The 20504-nt window shown below is 59.0% G+C and carries 16 protein-coding genes, 1 tRNA gene and 1 pseudogene; 14 read left to right on the top strand and 4 right to left on the bottom strand.

All coding sequences use genetic code 11. The features are described from left to right. The first annotated feature begins 3 nt into the window (after nt 1–3). Both EEQ99_RS06460 and EEQ99_RS06455 read left to right on the top strand, forming a co-directional pair. Nucleotides 4–786 carry an ATP-binding cassette domain-containing protein gene (locus EEQ99_RS06460; RefSeq protein ID WP_047611477.1) on the top strand — a complete coding sequence of 261 codons (783 nt, stop codon included), beginning with the start codon at nt 4–6 and terminating at the stop codon, nt 784–786. 208 nt (nt 787–994) lie between these two features. Continuing rightward, nucleotides 995–1071 (top strand) — tRNA-Arg (locus tag EEQ99_RS06455). 997 nt (nt 1072–2068) lie between these two features. On the opposite strand, the pseudogene EEQ99_RS35590 reads toward EEQ99_RS06455, so the two are convergent. Beyond that, a pseudogene (locus tag EEQ99_RS35590) lies at nt 2069–2182 on the bottom strand (transposase domain-containing protein); the annotation flags it as partial. 67 nt (nt 2183–2249) lie between these two features. Next, on the bottom strand, nt 2250–2699 hold the full coding sequence (locus EEQ99_RS06440; RefSeq protein WP_127430356.1) for a hypothetical protein: 450 nt from the start codon (nt 2697–2699) through the stop codon (nt 2250–2252). A gap of 197 nt (nt 2700–2896) precedes the next feature. Here EEQ99_RS06440 and EEQ99_RS06435 point away from each other — a divergent pair, with 197 nt between their 5' ends. Continuing rightward, nucleotides 2897–3250 carry an RT0821/Lpp0805 family surface protein gene (locus tag EEQ99_RS06435; RefSeq protein WP_047611481.1) on the top strand — a complete coding sequence of 118 codons (354 nt, stop codon included), beginning with the start codon at nt 2897–2899 and terminating at the stop codon, nt 3248–3250. 1122 nt (nt 3251–4372) lie between these two features. Next, entirely contained in the window at nt 4373–4699 is a 327-nt protein-coding gene (locus EEQ99_RS06430) for a hypothetical protein (protein WP_047614374.1), read from the top strand. A 74-nt stretch (nt 4700–4773) separates the two neighbouring features. Here EEQ99_RS06430 and EEQ99_RS06425 read toward each other — a convergent pair whose 3' ends face one another. Beyond that, nucleotides 4774–5712 (bottom strand): sialate O-acetylesterase, encoded by a 939-nt coding sequence (locus tag EEQ99_RS06425; RefSeq protein WP_127430163.1) that lies wholly within the window; start codon nt 5710–5712, stop codon nt 4774–4776. A gap of 416 nt (nt 5713–6128) precedes the next feature. On the opposite strand from EEQ99_RS06425, the gene EEQ99_RS06420 reads away from it, so the two are divergent. Beyond that, complete coding sequence (locus tag EEQ99_RS06420; RefSeq protein WP_127430162.1) at nt 6129–7505, top strand: peptidoglycan L,D-endopeptidase MepK; 1377 nt, start codon at nt 6129–6131, stop codon at nt 7503–7505. A gap of 45 nt (nt 7506–7550) precedes the next feature. Here the strand turns inward: EEQ99_RS06420 and EEQ99_RS06415 are convergent, their stop codons facing one another. Further along, nucleotides 7551–7826 carry a DUF982 domain-containing protein gene (locus EEQ99_RS06415; RefSeq protein ID WP_047611492.1) on the bottom strand — a complete coding sequence of 92 codons (276 nt, stop codon included), beginning with the start codon at nt 7824–7826 and terminating at the stop codon, nt 7551–7553. Between the two features lie 244 nt (nt 7827–8070). Between EEQ99_RS06415 and EEQ99_RS06410 the strand changes: the two genes are divergently transcribed. From EEQ99_RS06410 to EEQ99_RS06370, 9 genes are all read left to right on the top strand, one after another. Next, nucleotides 8071–8343 (top strand): BON domain-containing protein, encoded by a 273-nt coding sequence (locus EEQ99_RS06410; RefSeq protein WP_063474447.1) that lies wholly within the window; start codon nt 8071–8073, stop codon nt 8341–8343. Between the two features lie 140 nt (nt 8344–8483). Beyond that, nucleotides 8484–8879: a DUF1236 domain-containing protein gene (locus EEQ99_RS06405; protein WP_063474446.1), complete on the top strand. Its 396-nt coding sequence runs from the start codon at nt 8484–8486 to the stop codon at nt 8877–8879. Between the two features lie 99 nt (nt 8880–8978). Beyond that, on the top strand, nt 8979–9839 hold the full coding sequence (locus EEQ99_RS06400) for a DUF1236 domain-containing protein (protein ID WP_028759114.1): 861 nt from the start codon (nt 8979–8981) through the stop codon (nt 9837–9839). An 831-nt stretch (nt 9840–10670) separates the two neighbouring features. Then, entirely contained in the window at nt 10671–11627 is a 957-nt protein-coding gene (locus tag EEQ99_RS06395) for an NAD-dependent epimerase/dehydratase family protein (protein WP_063474444.1), read from the top strand. 31 nt (nt 11628–11658) lie between these two features. Beyond that, the gene (locus EEQ99_RS06390) at nt 11659–12879 is read left to right on the top strand and encodes a glycosyltransferase family 2 protein (protein WP_127430161.1); all 1221 of its coding nucleotides are present in this window, start codon (nt 11659–11661) and stop codon (nt 12877–12879) included. After that, nucleotides 12873–15875 carry a trifunctional glycosyltransferase/class I SAM-dependent methyltransferase/polysaccharide deacetylase gene (locus EEQ99_RS06385; RefSeq protein WP_127430160.1) on the top strand — a complete coding sequence of 1001 codons (3003 nt, stop codon included), beginning with the start codon at nt 12873–12875 and terminating at the stop codon, nt 15873–15875. The genes EEQ99_RS06390 and EEQ99_RS06385 overlap by 7 nt, the downstream gene beginning before the upstream one ends. 2 nt (nt 15876–15877) lie before the next feature. Beyond that, complete coding sequence (locus EEQ99_RS06380) at nt 15878–16951, top strand: glycosyltransferase family 2 protein (RefSeq protein ID WP_174824446.1); 1074 nt, start codon at nt 15878–15880, stop codon at nt 16949–16951. Continuing rightward, nucleotides 16944–18695: an ABC transporter ATP-binding protein gene (locus tag EEQ99_RS06375; protein WP_028758123.1), complete on the top strand. Its 1752-nt coding sequence runs from the start codon at nt 16944–16946 to the stop codon at nt 18693–18695. Before EEQ99_RS06380 ends, EEQ99_RS06375 begins: the two co-directional genes overlap by 8 nt. A 5-nt stretch (nt 18696–18700) precedes the next feature. Continuing rightward, nucleotides 18701–19816: a glycosyltransferase family 2 protein gene (locus tag EEQ99_RS06370; RefSeq protein WP_210294324.1), complete on the top strand. Its 1116-nt coding sequence runs from the start codon at nt 18701–18703 to the stop codon at nt 19814–19816. Nucleotides 19817–20504: the final 688 nt, after the last annotated feature.

Here is a 20504-nt window from a genome sequence, read left to right as displayed (position 1 = left end):
GATATGGCTGATCAACGCACTCCCCTCGTGGAACTGAAAAACATCTCGATCGCCTTCGGCGGCATTCACGCCGTGGACAATGCCTCGGTCGATCTCTACCCCGGCGAAGTGGTCGCCCTGCTCGGCCATAACGGCGCCGGCAAGTCGACGCTCATCAAGATCCTCTCCGGCGCCTACAAGCGTGATGGCGGCGAGATCCTGATCAACGGCGAGCCGGCCGACATCCGCAATCCGCGCGATGCCAAGAAATACGGGATCGAGACGATCTACCAGACGCTCGCCGTCGCCGACAATGTCGACGCCGCCGCCAACCTCTATCTCGGCCGCGAGCTGAAGACCCGCTGGGGCACGCTCGACGACGTGGCGATGGAGGCCTCGGCCCGCGAGGTGATGGGGCGGCTCAACCCCAACTTCAAGCGCTTCAAGGAACCGGTGAAGGCGCTTTCGGGCGGCCAGCGGCAATCGGTGGCAATTGCGCGCGCCATCCTCTTCAACGCCCGCATCCTGATCATGGACGAGCCGACGGCGGCACTCGGGCCCCAGGAGACGGCGCAGGTCGGCGAACTGATCAAGCAGTTGAAGAAGGAAGGCATCGGTATCTTCCTCATCAGCCACGACATCCACGACGTCTTCGACCTCGCCGACCGCGTCTCGGTGATGAAGAACGGCCAGGTGGTGGGCCACGCCCGCACCGAGGATGTGACCAAGGACGAGGTCCTCGGCATGATCATCCTCGGCAAGGTGCCGCCAAAGGCCATTCCCGGCCCCGGCGCCATGCAGATCTGACCGCCATAAGGCGACAGTCCACAACAATCACGCTCCGCCGCCCGCAAGGACGGCGGAGTTTTTTTATGTGGCGTTCCCTGGGGCTGACGGATAAAAACACCCGTCAAACTGCAAGCATCGGTATTTCCGAGAATTTCGCGATTGAAGCCAGCCGCAAGCTAGGCTAAGAACCACCCATCGGACAGGCGATTCAAACCGCCTTCGGCATGCACCCGTAGCTCAGCTGGATAGAGTGTTGGATTCCGATTCCAAAGGTCACAGGTTCGAATCCTGTCGGGTGCGCCACCGTTTTGAAGGCTGACTCATAGCCATAAGCTTCGCCCCCTTACCGTTTTCACCTGTTTGAGGGTCGATGGCCGACGAGAAGACAGCTCACCCTCCACTTCAACAGGCGGGCACGCGCGCCTCGGATGCGAGAGCATGGATGTAGGCCCTGCGCAATCCTTCCTGCGCCTGATTTTTGTAAGCACGTTGATCCTCGAAGCGTCCGCCACAACCCTGACGTAGAGGCACTACGCAACTCAAAGATTGCCTTGTCATGAACGCCTATCCGCGGCGGTGAATACGTGACATTGTACATTCCGGGTTGGGCGATCTGCATCATCCCTTCCCTCCTGGAACGCCTGCCGGAGTTCGCTGCAGACAGGATTCGGAAACGCCCACTTCGCCGCATCGCCGAACCATCCGCGTCTGGCTCACTTCAGCGTGCGTAACGGAAAAACGGAGCAACACGTGCCTGCCACGTCCATTGGTGATCTAGTAGTGCAGCTTCGGTGAACGTAGATACAACGTCCGCTTCGGATCGATCGCGACTGCGGTTTTGATATGCGTTACTCCACCGGATAATTCTACGGTAGGAGCTCCACGATTCGGCTCTGCTTGTGGCCGTTGACGGCAGCAGTGAGCGTGGCGGTCATATAGGCAGACGCATCAAGGGACGCATTGACTGATGGTGTCACCTCGGCTGCTGACATCGACGAATTATTGCGAGTGAGTCGGACTTCGGTCCGATGGTAGACAGCAATCTCTCTGCTAACTTCCGTTCCGCTGAGATTGCAAAACTCAGCACGAAAAGGGTGTCTGCCCCTGATCCGGAGCACCCTTTTCAAACTCGTTTCCGGGAATCCCCCTTACCCCTCGGCACAGACGGTTCGCGGGCGGCCAACCTCCCGATTGATCATGGGCATAGGTACTCTGTCGGAGCATCCTGCGTGCGATGGTGTTGCCAGTTCCAACACATCTTAAGCGGGCCGTCGTCAAAGTCGAAGCCTGTGATTTCCTTCCACGGCAATAGCTCATCTATGGCAGTGAGCGTGGCGGTGAGATAGGTCTCCGGATCGACGGCATTGAGTTTGCCGGTCTCGATGAGCGAAGCGATGGTCGCCAGTTCTCGTGCCTTGCCCTCGCCTTCAAATCGAACGTAGAACGGGTCGCGCGCGTGAACACCACGTCCTCGCGCAACATCAGTCCGGGTCTGGTATCGGCTTACCCTCGTAGCGCACGCGAAAATTCCTCCTGTGAAAATCCTGCTCGAAGCAGACGAAGACGAGTTCCAGGTCGTTGGCGCTGTCACGCTTCCCAAGGAGGCTGAGCGTGACAACGATAACGCCGCTGTATCCGCGCGTCAGGCGGAAAGCCGCGTTACGGATGTCAGTCCCTTCTGGATCCTTCCGGTCTTCGCGGCGCTCATAAATGACCCAGAAGCGGGCAGCATCCCAAGTCTGCCGCAGGATTTGGCTGACTTCTGCCTTGAACTCTTCGGCATGCATTGCCGGACCCCAAGACAATGCCGTCTCGCCCGCATCGCTAACGACATTGAGATAACCGTCATATTGGTAAACACCTGACAGTGACCGTTCGATCATCTCGAATGCGGTGTTTTCGCTGATTGTTGTTTTGAAGAGAATTGCCATGGAATCGATGCGTGCCACTGTCGATATGTCGATGAGACGGCGAGACTACTGGGTGTCGCTTGGGCGAGCAACGGAGACTTGGTCATCACGGTAATCGTAGCGAACGGTTGAAACGCGACCTCGTTTTCTTCAGACCTCGCCAGAATGTGAACTATTCGTAACTTGAAACACAACAGGCAAAGCGCTTTATCCGAGCGATGACTCCAAAGCACTTCATCTCGGCAATGAGCATCGCAGCCTTGGCGGCGTGCTCTCATATCGAGCCGCTTGAGACTCCCCTCGCCCAGTCAGCAATCCAGCACCAGACGCCTTTGACCGATCAAGCGGTGATCGCAGATACGGTCGGTCGCGGTGCCGTCGGTGCGACTGCGCTTGCTTGGGCCAACCCATCGACGGGCAGCGCGGGCGTTATCGAACAGATCGATGCCAGTAACGATGGGCCGGACGGATGTCGCGGTTTTGTAACCAGTCGGCAATCGCTCGACGGCATGACGCGCTTCAACGGCGTAGCCTGTCCGTCTGGGGACAGTTGGAAACTGGGCGGGCAATAGGGCGGCGCCCGACGTCCGGTCTCGCGTCAACGGCATCTTCGCCGTGCTCTCTTCGGATAACGATCAATCGCAAGGGCGCCCCCATGCCCCCGGGGAGGCTATTAGCCTGGACCGCACGGGAACCCGATCAAGGACGATCGCTGTTGCTCTACCGCGACGATGGACGGCGAGAAGCAATCGGAGGCGCCGCCGCGTATCGCCCGTCCGGTGCTCGTTACGCCAGAGGGTGCCATGATCGGCCGACTGGCATTGGTCCCGGCTGATCTCCCTTGGTGGCAGGATGCGCAGTCGGTAGTCCTAGCCGTCCGCGAATACCATGGGATCGATGTAACGACCCTGCGGCTGCTAGAGGCACTTCGCGACCGACCGCACGGCCGGAAGTCGACAAGAAACTGCTAAAGGATGGCTTCGCCAAGACGTGGAGCGCGAAGCGGCGGAACGAATGGTGCGACTGATTAAAAAAATCTGTCGGCGCGGAACAATTTGCTCCGTTGATCGTAATACCTTCGGGCCGTGCGGAGATTTGTTATACAACAGCCACACGACATTTAGCTGTTCGGCCCACCTCAACCTTAGCCCCGCTCAGAAGCGGGGTCCTTTTTTGGCATTAGCAGGTCTCTTGACGTCGACAATACTATTACCGTGCAGAATTGCACCGGAACTGTTGTCATACAAAAGTGTTACTTGGCTCGGAGCGGATCGCGCAGAGGAGTCTCCTGTCTCCAGCAGCACACCCCTTGCAATCTTCGCGATCCGCCCTCTCCTGCCGGTTCGGAGCCATTCATTGGTCAGGAACCTTAAGGAACTTTTCCGGCTATCTACTGTTAGAGCACAAGGATCGCACAGGCGCCCCATAACTGGGGTTGTCCGCTTCCCTTCCTTCCTGTGCGGTCCGTCCTTTCCACAAATAGCCGCGTTTCGGCGGGGCTCCTTTTTGATCCTCGGCGAGCAATGCCGGCGCAACCCGTGCCAATATCCGCAAATTGCCGCCGAAACCGGCGTTAGCACAGTGTTAGCGCGAGCCACTTAATGTGGCTGCGACGTCATGGGACACCCGGTTGTCCGTTGAAAAACAGAACAAGCAGAACGAAGACAAGCCCTGCCGCGGCTTACGGAGATGACATGAAACTGGTTTTAGGCAGCGTGATATTGGCATCTGGCATACTGCTATCCAGTCTGTCGGGATTCGCTGCTTCCGGCGGATGGCATTCGGATGGGCAAGGTACGAGATACTGGCATGTCACTCCGCCGCCCGGGCAATGCAATATAAGCCAAGCGAAAAACCGGGCGATTCGGGCCGGTATCTATCGTAGCGAGATTATACAGCAGGATGAGAATATCATCGTGCTCAGAGGTCTGGATGAATCCGGCGACCGGCGAACGATCGGTTTCGGCAACATCAGGGGGTGCCCTGAGTTGGAGGGCCACGAGAATAGTCCAAACTTCTGAGGACATAGAGTTTGTTCAGCTTTCAGAGCCCGAAGCTGAAGCTCGCTAAGGCGCGAAAACCGGTTCTGGGAAGATTATCGCGAGGTTTCCAGTCGGCCATCGCCGCGCAGAAGGTTCAGCCAGGCCCGCGACAGTTTCTCCGCGCCTGTGCCCCCGATATGGCAATCGTCGTAGCGGTCTTCTCCATCGAGCAACGCGTCGGAATTGACGCCCTCTCGGATACCGGGGCCGCTTCTTGATAGGGCCAGTTGCGCCCGTACTATCGCGTTGTCCGGAATATGCTCCTTGAAGCCGCCGTTGCTCGGTTCGAGGCATTTCGATGCGATCGAAATGTAAACCGGTGCTTCGACGCCGTGCTGACGCAATGTGTCAACCATCGACATGAAACGGTTCTGGTAGGCCTCCGCAGTGGTGCCGATAACGAGGTCCGCCTCTCCTTGCATCCAGAGGACGCTCGTTATCCGATAACCGGAATCCTGAAGCTGTTTCATTGTATCGACCAGCATAGGATTGAGGTCACCGCCTTTCGCCCATCGTGCGACCTCAGATCCGGAATATGCGAGGGGTGCGAGGATGACGCTGTCATTTTGTCCCGATGCGATCAAATTGTTGCCAAGAAGCGTCCAATACTCTCCCTTGGTATCGGTCGATCCAAGGAGTGGCGACGCGGCGATGAAGCACCGTTTGTCAAAGGCGTTTATAACGCGAGCGCCATAATTTGACTTGTACCGTTGTCCACTGTCGTTGGCCGCGTTCGATTGGCCAAGAATGAGTAAGACAGCCGTTCGGTCAGTTTGAGCCGGGCAGTTCACAAGCGTTTTTGATTCATCCCCGATGAGTCGTTCCTTGTCGTCGAACGTATAACGGCTTGGAGCAGTCGCCTTCTCTCCGCCAACCATTTTCCTCATCGCGGAAAGTTGTGGCCAAGGAAATGTCTCATGTCTCGCGCTCATGCCGCCGAGAAAGTACATGGCGATCAAGGCGGCGAGGCCGACTGCCATTGTTTTGCGCATGCCGTTACCTTCAAACATCATCCGATGACATGGAGCCTCAGACCGATCAAGGCTGCTCCAGCCATGAGGGTTCCTTTACACCAGCCACATCCGCTTGCTTCGGGCATGATCTTTAAAAGAGCGTTCGTCGCGAAGATCGAGCCCAATCGACGACTATTTCTCATGGGGTCGCCGAAACCTGCTCAACTATAGACCGGACCGGTGATTTCAATAATCCGGTTGGGTGAGAGATCGCGCCTGCTATGGAGAAAACTCCCGTTGCTCGTCCATAGAAAGGCGGATTGGGGCGGCGAGGACAGTGTAGGAGCGGAGCACCGGTTACGCTTGTTAGCGATTTGTTGACCATAAGCTGGCTTTACTGGGCGTGATGGATGCGGAGGTTCCCGCACATCGTCGCGTGTTTGGTGTAGGCGGGATTGTTCGTGTTAAAGTATCCAGTGCGAGGATTATCGGGCGCAGGCTTGGGCGGAATTGCCACGCTACTGTCGCGTGCGGAACGGTTGGTCGCCAAGACCATTCTGCCGGCTCTGTTTGCGCTGCCGGCGCTTGTCGGCTCGGCATCCTTTGCCTCGGCGGAAGACCGGGCCCTGAAGCTGTTCTTTACCCATACCGGCGAGCGGGCCACGATCACCTATAAGCGCGACGGAAAGTTCGATCCCAAAGGCCTTGCCCAGATCAATCGGTTTCTGCGCGACTGGCGAAGGAACGAGCCGACCCGGATGGATCCGCGGCTGCTCGACCTGGTCTGGGAGGTGTATAAGCGCAGCGGCGGCAAGGACTATATCCATATCGTCTCCGCCTATCGTTCGCCCACCACCAACAACATGCTCCGCAACCGCTCGCGCAGCACGGGCGTCGCCAAGAAGAGCCAGCATATGCTGGGCAAGGCGATGGATTTCTACGTTCCCGGCGTGAAGCTTTCGACGCTGCGGGCGCTGGCCATGCAGATGCAGGGCGGCGGCGTCGGATATTATCCGACCTCGGGATCGCCCTTCGTGCATCTCGACGTCGGCAATGTCAGGGCCTGGCCCCGCATGTCCCGGCAGGAACTCGCCCGACTGTTCCCGAACGGGCAGACGATGCATCTCCCTGCCGATGGCCGGCCGCTGCCTGGATACAATCAGGCGGTTGCGAACTACAAGAAGCGCGGCGGCCCCGCCTCGATCCAGATCGCCAGTGCCGCTGGCGAAGACGAAGAGGTGGGCGCATCGACCAGGCCGAGCGGCGATACTGGAGATAACAACCTCGTGACGGCGCTTCTGCCCACGCCCAAAAGCCGGGCATTGAGTGCGCTGGCGCTGCAGACCGGCGCAGTCGAGCGGGATGACAAACAGTCCGCTCCAGATGTTTCATCTTTGCCGATTCCGATACCGGCGATGCGGCCGGCCACCCTCGAACACGACGCTGATGTGGATGACAAACTGGAGACGGCATCGATCGGCCCAATTGAAGTGCTTCCGGAGAGACCTGCGCCTGCATTGCCGGGCTATGCGCGCTTCGAACCTCTCCGTGTTGCACACCATGCCTCCAAGCAGGGCGCTGATATGATCGCCTCCCTGCCGATGACCGCTTCCTGGGAAGAAGCAAGTTTCTTTCAATCGACGTCCGAGGCGGCGCTGATGAAATGGGCGCTGCATTCTCCCGGCGAGGTGATGGAATTGAACGCGCCTCGCGTTTCCCCCCGCACGGTTCATCGTGAGGTCGATGCCGCGACCTCAGGTCAGGACATCACTCCGGTCGCCGCCATAGACCTGTTCGATGCGAGCCGGTTTGCGTCGCCCCCGGAGGGCTGACCGCAATCATCAAGGCTTGATGCGCTGCACGAGCTTGCAAAAATCTCAGTGAACGACCGCGATGACGCGAATTCCGGCTTCTTCCGCAGCGTGAATGAGTGCTGCGCGGGCTACCGTGGCCGGAATATTGCCCTGGATGGCATCCAGGCATGTTTTTATGGCTGCGATATATTCCTTGCCGTCGTCTGTCGGCCAGGCGGCAATAAGGGCGTCGGCGACCTCATGGAGAGAGCGAACCAGCCTGGGCTTGCCGCCGATGACAAGCATCACAGGCGCGAAGTCTTCGCTCCTGCGCCAATCCACTATGCCGATCTTTTGCATGGATAACCGCCTTTTATCTCGCGCCGATCGGCACCTGATGCTTCACCAGGGAGGTTCTGACTGGAGTTCAGCTGCAACGACCGAACCTCCCTGATGTCCTTTCAACAAGGATGAGGAGAATCTAGGCAGGATGGCAGCGAGGGAAAGCCGGACCTAAGTCGGACTGGCGGCCTGAGGACCCGCTGCTCATATAGTGGTTTGAGGCAACGTAAGGTCCGTGGAGGGGACGGAACAGGAGGAGTATATGAAGTTCGGCCCCGAAAACCACAGCCATGAAGAGCGCTGTCCGCAAGGCCATAGTTCGGCATCGACCATCGCAACAATCGAAGCAGCCCTTTCCGCCGATCCGGATCTCGACAGCAGCGCCATCGAGATCAGGATGCTCGGTCCTGTCGTGCTGCTCGAAGGCTATATAACAAAACCCGAAGCCCGGGAAAAAGCCATCTCGCTGGCAGCGATGATCGTCGGCCCGGAGAACGTTCAGGATCGGATGTTGAGTCGATTCCCGACGCAATGACGGACGCTGTCCGGCCGGGCTGGAGGCTCTAGGACCATAGTCCGGGCCAGCCCCGGCATGAAGTCCCAGCCCGGGAACACTTCCTCCATTTTCAGGTTTGGCTCACCAGCGGAACCAACCGCATTGAAGGAGGAAAACGGATGAATATCAAAGCAGTAGGAATTGCCGCCAGCGTCCTGTTGGCATCGACATCTGCCTTTGCGCAGTCATCGACGGTCACAGGCGCGGCGGGTGGTGCTGCAACGGGCGCGATTGTCGGCGGCCCGGTCGGTGCTGCTGTCGGCGGCATCGTCGGCGGCGTGGCGGGCAGCGTCATCGACCCGCCGCCGCAGAAGGTGGTGACCTATGTACAGCAGGCTCCGGCTCCGGCCGAACGCGTCGTTGTGAAGGAGAAGGTCGTCGTCGGGCAGCCTCTGCCGGAGACCGTCGTGGTGACGCCAATTCCCGACGATCCGAAATATGCATACGCGATCGTCAACGAACAGCGTGTGATCGTCGAACCTTCCTCCCGGAAGGTCATCCAGGTCATCCAGTGACCGACGGGCGGCTGCGGCCGCCCTTTCCAACCATTAGGGCACGCATGCGACGCATGGGAATGCGGGCGGTATGGCGTGTTCAAACTTCGGAGATCGATTATGAAAAGCAACCATCTCACCATGATCCTGGCCGCGCTGTCGCTTGGCGTATCGCCGCTTGCAGCACTGCCGGCCGCAGCCCAGCAGGACACCAAGAGCAGCGGCCAGGCGCAGCCCGGTTCTCAGATGGGCATGGACGCCGGTGCGCAATCCGGCGCCGGCAAGACAGGCACCGACTGCACCCCCGACGCTTCCGGAGCCTGCCCGCAAGGCAAGGGCCAGTCAACGCAGCAGAAATCCGGCCAGGGTTCCGACATGCAGAAGAACGCCGAGCAGCCTTCGAACGATAACGCGAAGAGCGGAAGTGCATCCGGCAAGTCTTCGACCGAAACCAAATCCGGATCGCAAGACGCCAGCGGCGGCGCCACGGCCGAACAGAAGCCAGCCGGAAAGTCCGCCACCACGGATGGCAGCGGCACCGCCACCTCGAAGAGCAGCATGCAGAATGCCAAGCCGGCGGAAGGCACGGATAGCGGCAGCGCCACCAAGAGCGGTGATGCGTCAAAGCAGCCCGCCGACCAGAACGCGACGACGAACAAGAGTTCGTCCGAAACCAACGTGAACAACACCACGACGAACAACCAGCCGAACACCAAGACCAACGTCAACATCTCGGTCGAACAGCAGACCGAAATTCGAACGGCGGTGAAAGAGGTGCATGTCGAGCCGGTGAAAGAAGTGAACTTCACGGTCTCCGTCGGAACGAAGATTCCGAAGAAGGTCCGGCTCGAGCGGTTGCCGACGCGCATCGTGAAGATCGTTCCGCAATATGAAGGCTACCGCTTCTTCATCCTTGCAGACGGCCGCATCGTGATCGTCGATCCCAATGCATTGACGATCGTCTACATTATCGAGGTCTAAACGAAGCAGACGGTGTCGGCGGCGTCTTTTGCGGCGCCGGCACCGATGAATGAAAGTTCGTTTCGGGCTATGCGGAGAGCCGGGCACCGCCACACGTGCTTTCCGAAAATCGAAACCGATTCTCGGAAACAATGAGCTTGATTCAATGCCTTAGCGCGTTATCTCCCCGCCTGAAAAAGACGCGCGTCGGATAGTCGAATGACGATGACGATCGTTTCCACGCGCAAAATTCAGACCAAAGTCCGACCCACCCCGGACTTCGTGCCCATACAAAACGTTCGATCACTGTAATAACAATACTATATCCTCAAGTAACGAAGCGAGATGGCGTGAGAAACGGGTTCGACTTCATCGGATCGTATTTATGTGACGACTTCTACTTGGAAAATGATACCCAGAGACTGGCTGTTGTTGACAATCATTGCAGCGGATCTTTCGAAAATATAGCGCACATCAGGCATGCGGTGTCTGCACCGACAGACATGCTTTTCGTTGAGACAACCTCAGCTCTCTGGGTCCGGAACGCGTCTGAGTGGTTGTCGATACCATGCCGACTCCTTCGTCGAACCGCAAATGGTAGGGCCGTCTCATGGAACGGATAGTCAAGTTCGGGCAGGTCGTGATGATCGCGCGACGATCATCGGCAGCATCCAGTCCGGCCCGGCGGCTCGTGATCGAGTGCGGAATCGGCAGAAACACTTTAAAGTAGGCACATCTAACAATTAACATTAATAGGCGAGTAATTCTTAGAACTCTTCTAAATAATTGTCATGCATTACAGGTAATGCTAATAAACAATCAGCTTAATCTCAAGTCACGAGGCACGAAGCAATGAAAAGCGTATTGATTTCTGGCGGGGCTGGCTTCATCGGATCCCACTTGTGTGATCGACTTTTGCTGAGGACGGATATTCAGAAGTTGGTCGTTGTTGACAACCTCTGGACGGGGCTTTTCGAAAATATCGCGCACATCCGGGATCCCCGTTTCCACTTCGTGAAATCCGACGTCGAGACGCTGCAGACCTCGGATAAGTTCGACGAAATCTATCACCTTGCATCCCCGGCATCGCCGCCGTGGTACATGAAGGAGCCGAAGAGGACGATCTCCGCCAATCTTCTCGGGGCATTCCGGTTGCTCGACTTGCTGAAGAAGGGCGGACGTTTCGGTTTCACCTCGTCTTCGGAAGTCTATGGCGATCCTCTGGTGTCGCCGCAGCCGGAATCCTACAAGGGTCAGGTCGACTGCACCGGTCCGCGCTCGTCCTATGACGAGAGCAAAAGGTGCACGGAGTCGCTGCTGTTCGAGATGCAGCGCACGCAAGGGCTCGATGTCAAAGTCGTCCGCCCCTTCAATATCTATGGTCCGCGGACACGCACCGACGATGGCCGTGCCGTCTCCAACTTCATCACCCAGGCGCTTTCGGGCCGCCCGATTACCGTGTTCGGCGACGGCCTGCAGTCGCGCAGCTGGGGTTATGTCGACGACATTGTCGACGGTTTCGCGCGCTATTTCTGGATCAATCAAACCGACTACAAGGGGCCCCTGAACGTCGGCAACGATCGCGAGATTTCGGTTCTCGAGGTCGCGCAATATGTCTCCAGACTCGTCGGCGGCGTGCCGATCGTCTTCGAGCCGTCACCGCCGCAGGACCCCACGAACAGACGGCCGGACTTGACCAACGCGAATTATGTCATGCCCGAGTGGTCGTGCAAAATCACCTACGAACAGGGCGTGGCGAAGACGCTCGATTGGTTCAGGAGCCAAATGAAGGCGCACGCGGCAGAATAAACCATGATGACTTTCGAGACTCGCGCCCCGGCTGCATGTGGCGTATGTTCACGGGGCGATTGAGAGAGTGACGATGCGAGAACCCATTCCGTCCGATCTGAAGGATATAAGTTTTCCCGTACCGATCCACTATCTTGATCTCGCCACGTCTCACCTCGATGCCGCTTCGCCTTTGGTCTCCGATGGGCTCGTGGTCTTTCTGTCGGATGGTCTTCCCGTCGGACAAGCCTATATCGAAAGGCCCGAGACGGCGGCGGCACTCGCCGAGCGTGTCGTGCGACGCGAGACGCTCGAGCATGCGCGTCACGTTGCGCATACCCCTGTGCGCAACCGCGACGTCAGCATTCTGATCTGCACCAAGGACCGGCCGGAGGAACTGCGCCGGTGCCTGGCCTCGATCCCCGAACAGTCGCTTCAGCCGGTCGAGATCATCGTGGTGGATAATGCCTCAGCAGGCGATGCGACGCGCCGCGTCGTGGAGGAAGCGGGCGCCACCTATGTCCGTGAAGACCGGGTCGGGCTGGATTATGCCCGCAATGCGGCGGTTCGGGCGGCGAGAACCGAATTCGTCGCCTTTACCGACGACGACGTCGTTCTCCACCAGCGATGGCTGGAGAACCTGATGAAGGGATTCGATCTGCCTGAGATCGCCTGCGTGACGGGATTGGTCCTTCCCGGAGAACTGGCAACGCCGGCACAGTTCATCTTCGAAAAGCATTGGAGCTTCGGCCGGGGCTATCTCAGGCAGGACTTCAATCAGGATTTCTATACCAGGGACACGCGTTACGGCGCTCCGGTCTGGACGATCGGCGCCGGCGCAAGCCAGGCCTTCCGCCGCAAGGTCTTCGATGAGATCGGCCTGTTCGATGTCCGTCTCGACATGGGCGCTGCTGGCTGCTCGGGCGATTCCGAATACTGGAACCGGCTGCTCCACCATGGCCACGTCTGCCGCTACGAGCCGACGGCTGTGGCCTGGCACTTTCACCGCAAGGACATGAAGGGACTGGCCAGGCAGATCCACCAATATATGAGCGGCCATGTCGCAGCCCTGCTGGTCCAGTATCAGAACACCGGACATAACGGCAATCTCAGGCGCATCCTCATCTCCTTTCCGAAATATTATGCCGGAAGGCTAAGGAAACGATTTCGCAAAGGCGCGACATCGAACAACTTTTTCCTGAAGCAGGAGATGCTCGGCAGCGTGAATGGCGCTTTCTATGTTCTGCGACGATGGAAGATGCCTGCATGGTGAGTGCTGCGACACCTGAGATCTCATTCCTCATTCCTGCCTATAATGCAGACGATACGCTTGCCGAATGTCTTGCCAGCCTGCAGCAACAGGCACGCTCGAACTGGCAGGCCGTCGTCGTCGATGACGGTTCGAGCGACCGGACCTGGGAGGTTCTCGAGGCCATCGCCGGAAAAGACAGCCGCATTCTACCCGCCCGCCAGCCGAATGCCGGTGCGGCCGCGGCGCGAAATCATGCCGCACACCTGGCGGCGGCGCCCCTGCTCTGCATGCTGGATGCCGACGACTGGCTGGATCCGACCTTCATCGAAAGCATGCTGCCTGTGGCAGAGGATGCCTCCCCGCCTGTCATCGCCTATTGCGCCTACCGCCGGGTCGCCCCGGACGGCAGGCTGTTGCGGGTGGAGCAGCCCCCCGCCCTGGCGGGAGACGCCGCCAAGCGCGAGTTCTCCTCCTTCTGCGCGCTTGCCATCCATACGGTTGTCTTTCCCAAAAGCCTTTTCGAGCAGCTGGGAGGCATGGATGAGACCCTGCAGACCGGCGAGGACTGGGATCTCTGGCTGCGCATGGCCTTTGCAGGCGCAGAATTTCGCCGGGTCGATACGTGCCTGGCTTTCTATCGCATGAAGGCCGGCTCGCTCTCCGGCGATCCGGTCAAAATGGTGCGTGACGCCGTTCGCGTGACGACGAAGGCGCAAGCGCTTCTGAGGCAGCAGGGCTTGTCGGCCGAGGGGCCGCAGACAGGCTGGATCCCGCCCGCCGTCAGCCAGCTGCGCATGCTCGCCTGGGTCGTCGCAGCCAAGCTCGATCCGACCTTGGATGTCGCGGCCCTTGGCGCACTGCTGCCTGACATGCCTGATGCCACGGGCTATGAGGGCTTTCTTGTCGACGTGATCATGCACGGATTGCAGACGGGAGTGTTTTCCGATCGGGCCGACGATCTCATCGATGCACTCGACACATGGCGACCGACTTTTCTTTCGCTCATCGAGCTGATCCAGCGGCATTCCTTCCCCGGCACCGGGCGGAAGATCGTGGAGAACGTCGCTTGGCAGCTATCTGCCGCGAATCTCCTGCGACCTTTCACGCTCGGCAATGTCCAAGTCGTCAGCGTCGAGCTGGGCGCGCTTTCCAGGATCCTCAAGGCCGAGCAGGCCGATACGCTCGTCATGCACGCTTTCTCGGGCGGACAGCATGTCGGCACCTTTGTCGGGCCGCTCTGGGGCGATCTTTCGATCCGGGCGCAGATCCGGCTGATAATGCAGGAGATGCAGGCAGGCGAGCATCTGCAGACGCCGCCGACGCTCGCCTATATCGGTTCCTGGACGAGGGAGGCGCTGCGCGGATACCGAGCCTTCGGCGGGATCATCATCCGGCACGGCCGGCGGCGCGGCCGCCTGGAAAGACTGATGGTGGGCCTTGGGCGCAAAGCTCTCCTTGCCTCTGCGCCAAGCGACAGCGATGACAATGATGCACGGCTCTCCGACAGCCTGCGGACCCTCCAGCGCGACCCGGCGCCACGCCCCCTAAACCCCTCCGGGCCGCGCCCAGAGGAAGAAAAGGCAGCTCCTGCCGTTCACTCGGAGGAGGAATACTGGGAGCATATCTTCGAACGACCGGATCCGTGGAACTACGTCTCGGTCTACGAGCAGGTGAAATATGCGCAGACGCTGAGCCTGATCCCGGAAGGGATCGAGAAGGTGCTGGAGCTGGCCTGCGCCGAGGGGATTTTCACCGAAAAGCTGGCGCAAAAGGTCGGCCGGCTGACGGCCACCGATATTTCCCAGCGGGCGATCGACAGGGCGGTGGAGCGGTGTCGCGACCATCGCAATATCGAGCTTCGCGTTCTCGATTTCGTCAGACAGGATCTTCCGCCCGAACAGGATCTCATCGTCTGCTCCGAAGTGCTGTATTACATGAAGGATGAGGAGATGCTCGCGGCTGCCTGCCGGAAGATGGCGGCCGCGCTGAAGCCGAACGGCTACCTCATCACCGCCCATGCGCATATCCGCCGCGACGAACCCAACCGGACGGGTTTCGACTGGGGCAATCCTTTCGGTGTCGGGACGATCCGGCAGGTGTTGGCCGCGCAACCCGGGATGGCCCTGGAAGAGACGATCGAGACCGAACTCTATGCCATCCACAGGTTCCGAAAAGGCCCTGTTGGCGCGGCTGTCCTACGCAGCGAGGGGCATGGAACCCCATTGGATGCGGATGTGGCAAAACACATCATCTGGGGGCCTGACGGCGTCGACCGCGAAGCGGCATGGACGACGGAGGTCACGACCTCGGTTCCCATCCTGATGTATCACCGGATCGCACGGGATGGCCCCGCCGCACTCCGGCGCTTCCGCACCTCGCCTGATATCTTCCGCAAGCAGATGCAGTTCCTTCGGCGCCAGGGTTATTACACCGTGACGGCGCAGACCCTGGCCGAGCTTTTGCGCAGCGGCAAGCCGATCCAGGGCCGGCCGGTCATGCTGACCTTCGACGACGCCTATCTGGATTTCCTGACGGACGCCTTCCCGATCCTGGCCGAGAATGGCTTCAGAGCCGAGGTGTTCGTCGTGACCGATAAAGTCGGCGGCCGGTCGGACTGGGATTCCGCCTATGGAGAGCCCGCGGCCCTGATGTCGTGGTCGCAGATTCAGGAGTTGCACCAAAAGGGCATCAGCTTCGGTTCCCATCTCGCATCCCACACACCGGCCACTGCGCTGGACAATGAAGCCCTGCTCGCCGAAGCCATGCTGTCGCGCAATGTGCTGCGGAACCGGCTGGGCGCCCCGGTGGACTCCATCGCGCTGCCCTACGGCGCGACGGACTTCAGGGTCCCGGGCATTCTGGCGCTTTCCGGCTACGGGGTCGGCTTCACAACACGGCCGGATAAGGCCGGCTTTTCCGACAATATCTTCGGTCTGCCGCGCCTCGAAGTGCGCGGCGATCATCCGCTCGAAGCCTTCCCTGAGCTTATTGGCCTGCCGGGAGCCTTTATCGGATGACAATATCAGGCGCAGCCGCCCCTCTCATCACCGTCGTCATACCGGCTTACAATGCCGAGAGGACGCTTGCCGAAACATTGCGAAGCGTCTCTGCCCAGTCCTACGACAAGCTCGAAATCCTGGTGGTCGACGACGGATCGCGGGATGGGACCTTCGAACTTGCGAGCGATTATGGCCTGAGCGACCGCCGTGTCCGGGTTCTGCGCCAGGACAATGGCGGGGTTGCACGCGCGCGCAACCACGGCATAAGAGAGGCACGCGGCCCCTATATCGCTCCCGTCGACGCCGATGATGTGTGGCACCCTGAGAAGATCGAGCGCCAGCTTCAGGCGCTGAGGACATTGCCCGGCGGACACGGGGTCGCCTACAATTGGTATGCGGCGATCGACGAGAACGGCATCATCTTCGGCCATTCACGACCGGTCATGCATCAAGGAAATATCTTCGAGCCGCTGCTGCGGGAAAACTTCATCGGCAATGGCAGCACCCCCTTGATGCCGCGGGCGGAGATCCTTCGCTGCGGCGGCTATGACGCCGGCCTGCGCGACAATGGCGCCGAAGGCTGTGAGGATCTGAAGCTTTATCTGGCGCTCGCCGAGATCCTGCCCTTCGCCCTGGTTCCCGATTTCCTCACAGGCTATCGCTTCACCAGGGGCAACATGTCCAGCAACGCCTATCGGATGCTGAAGTCCCATAGCCTGGTCATGGCCCCGATCATCGCGCGTTATCCGCAGCTTGCGCGGGATGTCCGGACAGCCCAATTCCACACGGCGCACTGGTATTTCAACAAGGCGTTTTTCCAAGCCGATTACGCGCAGCTCAGCAAGCTGGCGCCGATGATGGCAAAAAAATACATCCCGCAGCTGACCCTTCATGGCATCAAGCAGGGCTGGCGCCAGACGAAACGCCAGGGCATGCGGATGGCAAGGCATGTTCTCGGAAAGCCAGCCCGGCAAAAGAAGCACTTCGCCGCGGAGATTCCGCAAATCGGAACGGCATTCAGCGATCGTTTCTCGGCCATGCCTGCCGAGCAGGCGATCAGCCCGACCTCTTCGCGGACGGCCGGCCATGAATAGGTTTCGAAAACCAGCTTCCGCTAAACCGACAGGCGCCTATCTGGTGGTCGCGGCCCGGTTCCGTGAGCTTCGCCAACTCGTTCCCTCGTTGCGGCTGAAGATGACGGTGATGATCGTCCTGGGCATCCTCACGGGCTTCTCGGAAATGGTCGGGATCACCTTTCTGGTTAGCCTCGTCTTTCTTCTCGGGCAGGAAGGCCCGGTTGCCGGCAGCGCCGTCGCATGGCTTCCGGCGTTTTTCGGCGGCATCGACCTCAGTCTTTCCAAGCCTGTGCTGATCGGCATCCTCATCAGCTCGATCCTGTTCCGGATTCTTCTCGGATGCGCCAATTCGCTCATTGCAAGCGCGGTCAACCATCGGATCAGCGACAGCATGCGGGACCGCCTCTACGCCAAGGTCCTGACCATGCCGTTCCAGCGCTTTCAGGACTATGAGCGCAGCGACCTGATCAATGTCATCGCCACCGAATCCTACGCGGTGTCGTCTGCCCACGCCAGCCTCGTCCGACTGGGGGTCAATTTCGGCACGATCGTGATCTTCGGCGTCGGCATGCTGGTCATGGCTTGGCCGATCGCCTTGCTCGGGCTGGCCTTCGGCTTCATCCATAATTTCGTACTGGGGTTCTTCGCCGGCGCCTACCGCCGTCTCGGCACCTCCGCCCTGGCCGCAGTCGAAGCCTTGACGCAGTTGAGCTGGACAACCCTGCAGACATTGAAGGCAGTCAAGAGCTTCGGCCTGGAGAAGCGCCACCAGCAACTCTTCGAGACGCTTTCGAGAGACGTCGGCCAGACCTGGCGCCGGTCGGACTGGATGGGAGCGACGACCTCGCTTCTGAGCGAAATCCTGACCTTCGGGGTCATTCTGACGATCATCCTGTCCTCGGAATTCCTGCCGGTCGATTTCAAGGCAGCGCTCTCGGCCACCATCCTGCTTTATCGGCTTCAGCCGCATATCAAGGGATTCGACTCGCAGATCCTCAGCCTTTACGAGATGGAAGCGTCGCTGCAGAACGTCCTGGCGCTGCTTGCCGAAAAGGATGACATCAAGCAGACCGCGCAAGGGGAGAAGGTCACCCGCCTGGCCGAGGCGATCGTCTTTCACAATGTGTCCTTCGCCTACGAGCGCTCGAACGCGCCAGCGGTTCACGATCTGAGCTTTGCGATCAGGGCAGGCGAGACGACGGCTCTGACCGGGCCAAGCGGCTCCGGCAAGACGACCATCCTCAACATGATCCTCGATCTCAACCGGCCGACCCAAGGCGTGATCACGGTCGACGGCCGGGATCTGACAAGCATCGACCGCTCCAGCTGGCTGCAACTGCTCTCCGTATCCGGCCAGGACGTCGAGCTGATGGAGGGTACAGTCCTCGACAACATCCGGTTTCGTCGCGATATCCCGGAGGAGGATATCCGCTGGGCCGCCGATGTGGCGTGCGCCACGGAGTTCATCGAAGATCTGCCCTATGGCTTCGACGAATGGCTGGGCGACGAGGCGATCCGGCTTTCGGGCGGACAGAGGCAGCGCATCGGCCTGGCGCGCGCGCTCGCCGGCCGGCCCCAGATCCTGCTTTTGGACGAGGCCACGAGCGCGCTCGACGAAGACACCGAGATGCGGGTATTTTCGGCGATGAAAGAAGACGCGGGCAGAACGCTGATCGTCGTCAGCCATCGGCCGGCTGTGGCCAGGCTGATGAAGAACCGGATCGATCTGCGTCCGCCCGCACTCACATCCAAGCTCGGGTGACGGTGATGGAGATGCCAACCACATCCAACATTCCAGTGGCGGTGATCGTTCCTGCCTATAACGCCAGCTCCTACCTTGCCGAGACGCTGCGGTCGGTCGTCGACCAGACCCACAAGGCGCTGGAGATCGTCATCATCGACGACGGTTCGACGGATGACACCGCTTCCATCTGCCGCCGCTTCGCCGATGGAGATGCAAGGATCCGGATTCTGTCGACGGAAAACCACGGCGTCGCTGCCGCCCGCAACACCGGGATCCAGGCATCGAACTCCCCCTATATCGCTTTCCTCGATGCCGATGACATCTGGCATCCGACCTATATCGAAAGAATGCTTTCGGCGCTCCATCGCCTGCCGGACAGCTGGGGCGCGGTCTATTCTCTGCACCGCTTCATTGATCCTGAGGGATATTGCACGAAATCCGGCTCGTCGCTGAGCGCCCGGGATTCCATTCTGAGCCGTCATCTCGTATTCCGCTTCGTCGGCAATGGCAGCGGCTTCATGGTTCGCCGGGCCGTCGTCGACACGATCGGAGGCTACGATCCAAGTTATGCAAGACAGGGGATCGGAGGGTGCGAGGATTTCGATTTCGAACTTCGCACCGCCGAGCATTTCAAGATCGAGACGGTGCCGTTGGGGCTGGTGGGATATCGTGTTCACTCCGAAGCCATGTCCGCCGATAGATCGCGCATGGCGCGATCCCTTCTCGCTGTGAGCGAACAGTGTATTGCCCGAAATCCGACACTTCCGGCCTTTGTCGTCAGCTGCGCCCGCGCATCGGCGCATCTTTATGCATTTTCAAAATTTGCCGCGTTGAAAGATTGGCCGAGCGCCGCTGCCTCGCTCAAACAGATTTATCATCATAGCCCACTGCTTGCTTCTGGCATCATAGCCAAATTGATTCTGTCAAAAGCCAACAGGGCCGCACACAGGGTCTTGTCCAAAGCCTGGCCGGCCAGGCAACCAAAGCAAAAGAATTTCGGAAAATTCGAAGAGATAGACCCGCTTATCCCACTGGTTGGCGGCTGGTCGCGCTTTAGAACCAAGGCATTGCTCAGCCGCTTGTCGGAGATCGACCGGTCTGGTGAATCCTCGCCGGCGACCTCGCCGCAGGACGCCTGAGCCTGTCGGCTATTAGCTCTGGCGCCTTTGGCTCTGCGCCCATATCGCGCCAAAGGATCGAGCGTTGTCAAATGTCTAAAGCTTTGACAAATAACACTTCTACCGTCCTCTGAATATCTCGTCATTACACATCCAAAAAATCGATATCAAAGCAGAATAACCGCCAGAAAAAGACAATTAATCTACAAAAATAACAATCATCCCAATAATGATCTGTGACAATATCAAATTTAACTGTAATCATAGCAGCGCACTGTGCAAACATTCCTACCGGAGGACCCGTCATCCACCCCGACGGGTCCTCAACTTTGCCTGATGGCAGGTTGCCGCAAATACGATCACTGTTATCGCTGCATCAAAGCCCGTGGATCGGAGTGGGGGGTGACGATATTGCCCCATTGAGATCGGCCCGACGCGAAACTCCCGCAGCGGCAAATGCCGAAGCGCCGGCTCTCCTTGGTCGATATTTTAGCTAAGGCCCCAATCGATCTCAGGATATTTTCGGAGGCGAAACAGTCTTCATCAATCTGATATCATCACCAGATAGAACTTTATAAGTATCGCAAACCCATCAAGAACAATGCATCCTGAGACTATTGCAATAGAAGATATATATCGTTTTGCAATTGATACTTAAATACAACCATTATTTGAAATCATAATTTTACCTTTTGATAAAATTTGATTT

The organism is Rhizobium anhuiense (genome assembly GCF_003985145.1).
GTDB classification, from domain to species: domain Bacteria; phylum Pseudomonadota; class Alphaproteobacteria; order Rhizobiales; family Rhizobiaceae; genus Rhizobium; species Rhizobium anhuiense.
Note: the sequence above shows the minus strand (reverse complement) of the source record. Positions and strands in the feature narration are given on the sequence as shown.

Bases quoted from the DNA above. Each gene is read 5' to 3' on its own strand.
- EEQ99_RS06460 (WP_047611477.1), top strand. From the start codon at position 4: ATGGCTGATCAACGCACTCCCCTCGTGGAACTGAAAAACATCTCGATC.
- EEQ99_RS06440 (WP_127430356.1), bottom strand. From the start codon at position 2,699: ATGGCAATTCTCTTCAAAACAACAATCAGCGAAAACACCGCATTCGAG.
- EEQ99_RS06435 (WP_047611481.1), top strand. From the start codon at position 2,897: ATGACTCCAAAGCACTTCATCTCGGCAATGAGCATCGCAGCCTTGGCG.
- EEQ99_RS06430 (WP_047614374.1), top strand. From the start codon at position 4,373: ATGAAACTGGTTTTAGGCAGCGTGATATTGGCATCTGGCATACTGCTA.
- EEQ99_RS06425 (WP_127430163.1), bottom strand. From the start codon at position 5,712: ATGCGCAAAACAATGGCAGTCGGCCTCGCCGCCTTGATCGCCATGTAC.
- EEQ99_RS06415 (WP_047611492.1), bottom strand. From the start codon at position 7,826: ATGCAAAAGATCGGCATAGTGGATTGGCGCAGGAGCGAAGACTTCGCG.
- EEQ99_RS06410 (WP_063474447.1), top strand. From the start codon at position 8,071: ATGAAGTTCGGCCCCGAAAACCACAGCCATGAAGAGCGCTGTCCGCAA.
- EEQ99_RS06405 (WP_063474446.1), top strand. From the start codon at position 8,484: ATGAATATCAAAGCAGTAGGAATTGCCGCCAGCGTCCTGTTGGCATCG.
- EEQ99_RS06400 (WP_028759114.1), top strand. From the start codon at position 8,979: ATGAAAAGCAACCATCTCACCATGATCCTGGCCGCGCTGTCGCTTGGC.
- EEQ99_RS06395 (WP_063474444.1), top strand. From the start codon at position 10,671: ATGAAAAGCGTATTGATTTCTGGCGGGGCTGGCTTCATCGGATCCCAC.
- EEQ99_RS06385 (WP_127430160.1), top strand. From the start codon at position 12,873: ATGGTGAGTGCTGCGACACCTGAGATCTCATTCCTCATTCCTGCCTAT.
- EEQ99_RS06375 (WP_028758123.1), top strand. From the start codon at position 16,944: ATGAATAGGTTTCGAAAACCAGCTTCCGCTAAACCGACAGGCGCCTAT.
- EEQ99_RS06370 (WP_210294324.1), top strand. From the start codon at position 18,701: ATGGAGATGCCAACCACATCCAACATTCCAGTGGCGGTGATCGTTCCT.